The organism is Bradyrhizobium sp. NBAIM14, assembly GCF_020193895.1.
In the GTDB taxonomy this organism is placed as follows: domain Bacteria; phylum Pseudomonadota; class Alphaproteobacteria; order Rhizobiales; family Xanthobacteraceae; genus Bradyrhizobium; species Bradyrhizobium yuanmingense.
Window position 1 is genome coordinate 1 of record NZ_JADYVQ010000106.1, and the last position, 409, is coordinate 409.

General features: G+C 66.0%; 1 protein-coding gene. It reads right to left on the minus strand.

Annotated features, from left to right (window positions below):
* Window positions 1–409 (minus strand): GAF domain-containing protein (locus tag I6F28_RS37220; RefSeq protein WP_524536139.1); only part of this gene is annotated, 409 nt, incomplete at both ends.

Here is a 409-nt window from a genome sequence, read left to right on the forward strand (position 1 = left end):
CCAGCGACATCGCATCGGCCAGCGCCGCCCCGAGGCCGGCGACCTCCTGCAACCGCTCCTGCGCGTCCGCGCCGCTCGCGTAGATCTGCAGCAGGCCCAGAATTTCGCCCCGCGCGATCATCGGGATCTCGAGGGCGCTCTCGTCGCCCGTGAAATGCTCGCAGCAAAGCTTGTGCGAATTCGGATGGTTGACGTGCGGCTTGCCACGCTTCAACGCCCAGCATTGTTGCAGGCCGATCGCATCCGGAAGGGGGGGCTGGCCCTCACGGTTCCAGGTCGTCGACAGGACGAGCCGGTCACGCGAATTGTTGAACACGTAGAGGGCACCGCCGAAACCCGGGATCAGTTCGGCTGCCGTGGCCAGAAGGACGGCGTTGGCGTCGCGATGGTCAGACGCGCTTTGCAGCAT